Source organism: Geomonas sp. (assembly GCF_035254065.1).
Classification (GTDB): Bacteria; Desulfobacterota; Desulfuromonadia; order Geobacterales; family Geobacteraceae; genus Geomonas.
Genome location: NZ_DATFBA010000264.1, coordinates 1 through 7958, shown reverse-complemented (window position 1 = coordinate 7958; position 7958 = coordinate 1). Strand labels below are relative to the sequence as shown.

6 protein-coding genes are annotated in these 7958 nt (G+C 63.1%); 2 read left to right on the top strand and 4 right to left on the bottom strand.

Annotated elements, in window-relative coordinates:
• Positions 1-49 precede the first annotated feature (49 nt).
• Both VJ604_RS12125 and VJ604_RS12120 read right to left on the bottom strand, forming a co-directional pair.
• Positions 50-439: a hypothetical protein gene (locus tag VJ604_RS12125; protein WP_324082828.1), complete on the bottom strand. Its 390-nt coding sequence runs from the start codon at positions 437-439 to the stop codon at positions 50-52.
• A gap of 237 nt (positions 440-676) precedes the next feature.
• Positions 677-1534, bottom strand: coding sequence for an undecaprenyl-diphosphate phosphatase (locus VJ604_RS12120; RefSeq protein WP_324082826.1), 858 nt, complete (start codon positions 1532-1534; stop codon positions 677-679).
• 311 nt (positions 1535-1845) lie between these two features.
• On the opposite strand from VJ604_RS12120, the gene VJ604_RS12115 reads away from it, so the two are divergent.
• On the top strand, positions 1846-2709 hold the full coding sequence (locus tag VJ604_RS12115; protein WP_324082825.1) for a PAS domain-containing response regulator: 864 nt from the start codon (positions 1846-1848) through the stop codon (positions 2707-2709).
• A gap of 105 nt (positions 2710-2814) precedes the next feature.
• On the top strand, positions 2815-4257 hold the full coding sequence (locus VJ604_RS12110; protein ID WP_324082822.1) for a B12-binding domain-containing radical SAM protein: 1443 nt from the start codon (positions 2815-2817) through the stop codon (positions 4255-4257).
• A gap of 120 nt (positions 4258-4377) precedes the next feature.
• Here the strand turns inward: VJ604_RS12110 and VJ604_RS12105 are convergent, their stop codons facing one another.
• Positions 4378-5691: a TolC family protein gene (locus VJ604_RS12105; RefSeq protein ID WP_324082820.1), complete on the bottom strand. Its 1314-nt coding sequence runs from the start codon at positions 5689-5691 to the stop codon at positions 4378-4380.
• Positions 5692-5696: 5 nt separating this feature from the next.
• On the bottom strand, positions 5697-7958 hold a 2262-nt coding region (locus tag VJ604_RS12100; protein WP_324082818.1), incomplete at its 5' end, for an efflux RND transporter permease subunit.

The window sequence follows — 7958 nt, the reverse complement described above, 5'->3', positions numbered from 1 at the left end:
GCCCTTCGGGAGAGGGAGAAGGTCGGAGGGGAGTTTATAGAGCTGTTTCCTAGAGCTGTTCAGGCTGATCGAGCAACCTCTGCTCGGCAGCCTCGCCGGATCTGGAGCGGCGACGGCGGGTGAGCCTTTTCACCGCCTTGGTCATGTCGGTCACCTGCTTCTCGAACTCGCCGTAGGCGGCGATGATATCCTCCTCGGCGGCGTTCACCATCGAGTTCAGCTTCAGCTCCGCTCTTTCGAGTTCTTTCCTGTATTCGTCGAGCTGCTCGTCGATGTCCATCAGCATGTTTTCCAGGATGTAACGCCGATTGGACGGCGTGAGCGAGTAGTCGTTCATGATGGCGAGGATGTCCTCCTCAAGTTCATCCACCTCGACTACCGGCTCCTGTTTGAATTTGACGTCCTGCTTTACCCTTCTGAATTCGAGAACTTTCCCCATGCAATACCTCGATGCATCTGTGAATGGTACCTCTTTGAACGGTAGCGGCTGTCGCGGAGATCATCATGGGAAAAGCGAGGAGGACGACACCTGGACCACGCGCTATGACGGAACTGGCGCTATCATATTTTATTTTGGTATCGGCTGTAAATAGCTAAATTTGAGAGGAAAAGTTGGCGGGCAAAAAAAGAGGGGCGCTGGCAGGCCCCTTAACTTTTCCGCTATATCCCGTTAGGGTCACATCCCCATCCGGTAGAGGGTGAAGACGATGGCCGAGGCGGCCAGGCAGTAATAGCCGAAGTAGTGCCAGCGGCCTTTCTCCAGCCAGCTGGAGAGCCAGCGCAGGGCAAGCAGGCCGGAGACGAAGCTCAGCACCATGCCGCAGAGACTGGGGACGAACAGGTGCAGGAGCGGTCCTCCCGCCGCGACCGAAACGGCATGGGCCTTCATCAGCCGCAGCACTTCCCGGGCGATCACCGGCGGGGTCAAGACGACCGCCAGGGCGAAGCTGAACTCCTCCAGCCGTTCCTTGGCCATGCCCATCAGCAGACCGGTCGAAATGGTCGCTCCCGAACGGGAGAAGCCTCGCAAGGGGAGGCAGAGCCCCTGCACGGCGCCAATGCCGCATGCCTCGGCCATCCCCACCTCCTGCTTGGGGAAGCGGACACGTTTGAGCCCGGCGCAGATGATCAGGACCCCGACCACTGCCAGCGAGAGGGAGATCAGGCCCAGGTTGCCGAACAGCATCTCTATCTCCGCGCGGGCTCCCTTGCCGAAGGCGACCCGTTCGATCACCCCCTTAACCCCCAGCCCGACCACGCCGGTGAGCAGGGTCGCGATGAAGATCCGCCCGCAGAACTTTTTGAAGCGCTTGCTGGAGGAGAAGAAGCTTTCCTTCCAGCCCTTCCAGAAGAAGAGGATGACGGCGAACATGGTGCCGGTATGCAGCATCACCAGCAGCATGGTCATCTCCGGGGTGGTGGGGTCGAGCCCCATCAGCTTGGCTGCCACGATGACGTGGGCGGAACTGGAGACGGGGAGCAGTTCGGCAGCGCCCTGCACCGCGGCCAGTATCAGGATCTGTAGGATGGTCATGCTTCTCCTCTTCAAAAAGCGGGCGAATCAGTAAGCCAGCTCGGCAGCCGGCAACGTTACCACAGATCGGCGGGAAAGTCTCGCACCAGATCCGGGGACCCCCACAGCGAGCGTCATCCCCTCGCGTCCCCACCTCACCCCTGCCCTCTCCCCCACGGGGGCGAGGGGGAGCAAATAAAAGTGAAAACGGGAAAGGGAAGAGTTTTATTTTTACCGCTGACGGAAAATGGAAGATCGAGTTCTTGGTGCTATTCTTATTGGCATTTGCAGGACCGGCGGTCAAAGGGAATTTCGTGCGGTTGGAGGGGATGATGGAAAAGGTTTCGCTTCTGTACGTGGAGGACGATCCCATCAGCAGGGATCTGGTCTGCACGGCGCTCTCGAGAAAGCACCCGGACATGGAACTGCACTCGGCCGAGAACGGGGAAGCGGGGCTCAAGCTGTACGAGGAGCTTAAACCCGACATCATCCTTACCGACATCTGCCTGCCGGTGATGGACGGCATCAAGATGGCCCAAAAGATCCTGGCCCGCGATCCGGCCGCCAAGATCATCGCCGCCACCGCCATCAGCGACACCGACTTCATGCTGGACGCCATCAAGACAGGGATCAGCCGCTATGTCCTGAAGCCGTTCGACTTCCAGCTGCTGTTCGCGGCGGTGGAGGACGCGCTCGACAAGATCGTCCTGGAGCGGAAGGTAAGGGCGCAGAGCGACTTCATCCGGCAGCTCACCCGCGCCATCGAACAGAGCACCAGCATGGTCATCATCACCGATGCCACGGGCGGCATCGAGTACGTGAACTCTCAGTTCTCCTCCATCACCGGTTATGCTCCCGAAGAGATCATCGGCCAGAACCTGAAGACCAGGCTCACCGACATCACGCCCCCGGAGAGCCTGGATTTCCTGTGGACGCAGATCACCTGCGGCTCGGAGTGGCGAGGCCAGTTCGTGAACCGGAAAAAGGACGGCGAGGAGTACTACGAAGAGGTGCTCATCTCCCCGCTGACCACCCAGGAGGGGAACGTCACCAACTTCGTGGCGGTCATGGAGGACATCACCGACCGCAAGCGGGCCGAGGAGCAGATCCGGACCCTGATCGACGAGCTGGAACAGACGGTACGCGTCACCCACCGCCGTGGCGAAAGCCGTCACCCCCATGACCTGGCCTCTTAGCGCCTCCGCTTCTTTCCTGCACAGTTCCCACCACGTTGACGAATTCCGATCTTTTAGCTTAGAACGCTGGCGGGATCGGTGTTCCTTGTGCTATCCTCCGCGGTCATGAAGCTAGACCGCAAGAAAATCCTGCTGGTGTACCCGCTTGGCTATAGCGCCGAGGCGGCGGGCCGGGACATCTCCCGGATCGCCAACATCATGCCTCCGCTGGGGATCGCCAGTATCGCGGCCTACCTGGAGCAGCGGGGGATGCGCGCCGACATCATCGACTGCTATGCGCGCCCCGATTCCGACCGCAGTATCCGCGATTACCTCTTGGCGGAGAAGCCAGCCTTCATCGGCCTAAGCTGCACCACCTCCAGCTTCCTCGACGGCATCCGGATCGCCCAACTCGCCCGCCACGCCGTTCCCGGCATCAAGACCATCTTCGGCGGGCCGCATGTCTCCGCGCTGAAGGAGCTCCTCTTCCCCAGGTTCCCCGACATGGATTTCGCGGTGATCGGAGAAGGGGAGGAGACCATGTACCAGCTGATGCAGGAGGGGCTGGACGATCCCGCCGCCGTGGAAGGGATCATCTACCGCGAGGGCGGTGACCACCTTTTCACCGGCTACCGGCAGAAGCCGCTGGTGCTGGACGAGCTTCCCTTCCCTGCCTACGAGAAGCTGGCGGGTTATCCCCATTCCTACATGCTGCCGATCTTCAACTACCCGCGCACGCCGAACTCCAGCTGCATCTCCAGCCGCGGCTGCCCGTATTCCTGCACCTACTGTGACCGTTCCGTCTTCCGCCGCAGCTTCCGCTACAACTCCGCGAGCTACCTCTACGAGCACCTTAGCTACCTGAAGGAGCGCTTCGGGATCCGGCACATCAATTTCTACGACGATCAGTTCACCTTCAACCGGCAACGGGTGGAGGAGTTCTGCGGCATGATGATCGAGCGCCCGCTGGACATGACCTTCAACTGCGCGGTGCGGGCGGAGCACATCGACCGGGAGCTGGTCACCCTGATGCGCAAGGCCGGTGCCTGGATGATGAGCCTGGGGATCGAGACGGGGGACCCGGAGCTGCTGGCCCAGCACCGGCAGAACGCGGACCTGGAGCTATTGGCGGACAAGATCCGGATGATCAAATCGGCGGGGCTGAGGACCAAGGGGCTGCTGATGATCGGGCTGCCGGGCGAGAGCGAGGAGAGCCTGCGGCGCTCCATGAAGTACGTCTTCTCGCTGCCGGTGGACGACTTCAACCTGGCGAAGTTCACCCCCTTTCCCGGCTCGCCCATCTACGACAACATCCGGGAACTGGGGGAGTTCGACGAGGACTGGGAGAAGATGGACTGCATGAACTTCCAGTTCGTCCCCAAGGGGATGACGCGGGAGCAGTTAGGCCAGCTCTTCGACGAGTACTACGCGACCCATTTCAAACGCCCCAAGGTGCTCTGGCAGTACGTCACCATGCTCTGGCGCTCGCCGGACAGCTGGATCCGCTTTGCCAGAAACGCCGGCTCATTCCTGAAGTTCGCCTGGACGGCGGACAGGCTGAAGGCGTGAACGGTTGAGGTTTTGAGGGCGGGACTGCGTTGGCGGTTGTGAGGTCAGTTCCCCCTCCCCGTCCCTCCCCCTTCGGGAGAGGGGACGTTTGCTCACTTTCCCGAGAAAAGGGAGGTTTGCTCACTCTCCCAGGATGCCTTCCACTCGTTCCATCTGGGTTTTCGCCACCAGGAAGTCGCGCTTGGCGCGGGCCAGGTTGTTGCGGGCCTGCAGCAGGTTCAGCTCGGCATCCTCCACCTCCAGCCGGATCTTCACCCCCAGCTCGTATCCCTTCTCGGCCATGGCCAACAGCCGCTCGGCCTGGGTGACGGTCCCGGTCAGCGAATTCATGATCTCCCGCGCTTCCTCCACCTGGTTGATCGCCTCCCGCACCTCGAGCGCGATGGCATCGGCCAGCTTCGCCTCGTCGATCTCCAGTGAACTGCGCTGGCTGACCGCCTGCGCCACCTTACCCCGCGTCCTCATGCCATCGAAGAAGGGGAAGGTGAGCGAGACCCCCGCGCTCCAGGCCTGACCCTCGCCGTCGGAGGCGCCGGTATCAAGCCTGCGGTACCCGTACGCTCCGTTGAAGTCGACCCTCGGCTTGTCATCGGCCTTGGCCACCTTGATCAGCTCCTCCGCGATCTCCTTGCGGTGCCGCAGCTCCCTCAGTTCCGGGCGCCTCTCCAGCGCCGTCTTCATGGCGTCCGCAAAGGCGGGAACGGCGTAGACCGGCGGCTCCAGGCTACCGGTGACGTCCACCGCAGCCTCCAGCGCCAGGATGTAGCGCAGCCGGTCCTTTGCCGTCTTCAGCGTGTTGGCGCTGCGGATCACTTCGGGGTTGGCGTTCTCCACCGAGACCTTGGCGGCCAAAAGGTCGTAGTCGGTGGCCACGCCGGCGGCGTACTTCCGCTCAGCCTCGTCCTGGTGGCGCCTCTTCTGCTCGCGGTTTTGCAGGGCGAATCCCTGTTGCTCCCGTGCCAGGACCACGTCGTAGAAGGCAACGGTGACGTCGCGCCGGGTATCCTGCCGGGCGATGCGGAGCTGTTCGTCGGCGGTGAGACGGGCCTTGGCGGCGGCCCGGATGGCGGCGCCGACCTTGCCCCAGGTGAAAAGGGTCTGGGAGAGCTGGACCTGTGAGGAGAGCAGCCTCTGGTCGGTCGGAAAGCCCCGCCCGTACACGCGCTGGCTTTCGTCGCCGCTGGCGGTGGCCTGCCCCACCAGCGACAGCTGCGGCAGTGCGGCGGCCCGCTCCTGGAGGTAGCGTCCTTCCACCTCGTTGTAGAACTCCTTCGCCTTCTGGATGTCGCGGTTCCTGGCGTCGCCCAAGGTCAAGGCCTGGTCGAGAGAGAGCCGGGAGAGGTCGACCGGCGTCGGGACTTCGGCGGCCTGGACTGCCGCGCCGAGAAGCGCCGAGACCGTTAGGGCTGCGAGACCTATATGAAATCTGCGCATTGCTTTCATTGCTGAACCTTACCTTTCCTGAGACCCATCCTCTTCAACAGCCACTGCTGGAAGTCGTCCACCACCGTGTAAATTACCGGCACCACCAGCAGGGTGAGGAGGGAGGAAGTGATCAGCCCACCCACCACCGCCCGCGCCATGGGAGCCCGCATCTCGGCCCCGGACCCCAGGGCGAAGAAGAGCGGCAGCATGCCGAAGATCATGGCCAGGGTGGTCATCACGATGGGGCGCAGCCTGGTGCGGCCGGCCTCGATCACCGCGGCCGTCCTGTCCAGCCCGTCCCGCTGGCGCAGCACCTTGGCGTAGTCCACCAGCAGGATGGCGTTCTTGGTCACCAGCCCCATCAGCATGATGAGACCGATCAGGCTCATGATGTTGACGGTGTCCCCGGTCAGCTTGAGCATGCCGGCCATGCCGACGATGGAGAGCGGCAGGGAGAGCATGATCGCCAGCGGCTCGAAGAACGATTCGAACTGGGCCGCCAGGATGAGATAGACGAAGACCACCGCCAGGAAGAGCGACTCCGCCATGTAGCCGAAGGTCTCCTTCATGTCCTCGGCCTCCCCGGAGTAGTTGATGGAGTAGCCGGGGGGGAACTTGATGTGGCTGGCGGCCTCCTCCACGTGCTTCACGGCGGTGCCGATCGGCAGGCTGTCCAGGTTGGCCGAGACGGTCACCTGCCGCGAGAGGTCGCGGCGGTTTATCTCGGTGGGGGTGGTGGCGATCCGGTAGTCGCTCAGCGAGGCCAGCGATACCAGCTTGGTGGCGCCGTTTGCCGCCGGCACCGATACCTGCAGGTCCGCCACCTGGGTCGGGTTCTGCCGCAACTTTTCGGGGAGCCGCACCCGCACCTCGACGGCGTCGCCGTCCTCGTCCTCGTAGGTACTGATCGCCTCGCCTCCCACCAGCCTCCCCAGCGTCCCCACCACGTCGTTGGTGGTGACCCCGGCGGAGAGCGCCCGCTCGCGGTCGATGCGCAGCCGGTACTCAGGGGTGTCGTGCTCCAGCGTGACGCTCAGGTCGACGATGCCGGGCACCTTGTACAGCTCGTTCTTCAACTGCGCCGCCAGCTGTTTCAGGGTGGCGAGGTCTTCTCCCTTCAGGTTCACGTTGAGCGGCTTCTGCGCCCCACCGATCTGTCCGACCTCCTCGATGGCGAAGACGACGCCGGGGATCTTCAAGAGGCGATCCCGCACCTGCTTCTGGACGACGAACTGGTCGCGCTTGCGCACGGAGCGCTCGGTAAGCTTCACGTACACCAGGCCGTTTCTCACCGTGCCGCTGTCGCCGGCGCCGATGGTGGCGTAGGTATGGTCGATCTCGGCTATCCCCTGCAGGGAGCGGAGCACGGCGTGCAGCCGGTCCTCGGTCTCGGCCATGGAGGCGTCCGGGGCGGTCTTGAACGATACCTGGAACTCCCCCTTGTCGTAGGGTGCCATGAAGGAGGACTCCAGGGTGCCGAACACGGCGATCCCGGCGAAGAAGGTGGCTACCGCGGCGAAGATGACGGTCTTCCGGTGCCTCAGGCCCCAGCCGATCATCCCCCGGTAGCGGTCCGCCAGCCGGTCGAAGCGGTCGTTGAAGCGCTCCAAAAGACGCGCCAGCCCCTTGCGCCTGCCGTGGTTCATGATGGAGGGGTCGTGCCAGCGGGAGGAGAGCATCGGGTCCAGCGTGAAGGAGACGAAGAGGGAGACCAGCACCGCGAAGGCGACGGTGATGCCGAACTCGAAGAAGAAGCGCCCGACGATGCCGCGCATGAAGGCGACCGGCACGAAAACGGCGACGATGGTCATGGTGGTGGCGAAGACTGCGAGGCCGATCTCGGAGGTGCCGAAGCGCGAGGCCTCTATGTGGCCCTTGCCGCGCTCCAGGTGCCGGACGATGTTTTCCCGCACCACGATGGCGTCGTCGATCAAGAGGCCGATGGCCAGGGAGAGCGCCATCATGGTCATCACGTTGAGGGTCATCCCCATGGCGTTCATGACGATGTAGGCGGAGACCACGGAGATGGGAAGGGTGACGCCGGTGATCACGGTGGAGCGCCAGGAGTTGATGAAGCAGAAGACGATCAAGACGGTCAGGATGCCGCCGATCAGCAGGGTCTCCTGCACATCGGAGAGCGATTCGCGGGTCATGATGGAGCCGTCGCGCACCAGGGAAACCTTCACCCCCGGCGGGAGCTCCGCCTGGATTTTCTCCAACACCTTCTTGACGGCGTCCACCACCGCCACCTGGTTGGCGCCGGACTGCTTGTAGAT

What these genes read in the sequence shown, in the direction of transcription:
- VJ604_RS12125 (WP_324082828.1), bottom strand. Translation starts at nt 439, where the DNA reads ATGGGGAAAGTTCTCGAATTCAGAAGGGTAAAGCAGGACGTCAAATTC.
- VJ604_RS12120 (WP_324082826.1), bottom strand. Translation starts at nt 1,534, where the DNA reads ATGACCATCCTACAGATCCTGATACTGGCCGCGGTGCAGGGCGCTGCC.
- VJ604_RS12115 (WP_324082825.1), top strand. Translation starts at nt 1,846, where the DNA reads ATGGAAAAGGTTTCGCTTCTGTACGTGGAGGACGATCCCATCAGCAGG.
- VJ604_RS12110 (WP_324082822.1), top strand. Translation starts at nt 2,815, where the DNA reads ATGAAGCTAGACCGCAAGAAAATCCTGCTGGTGTACCCGCTTGGCTAT.
- VJ604_RS12105 (WP_324082820.1), bottom strand. Translation starts at nt 5,691, where the DNA reads ATGCGCAGATTTCATATAGGTCTCGCAGCCCTAACGGTCTCGGCGCTT.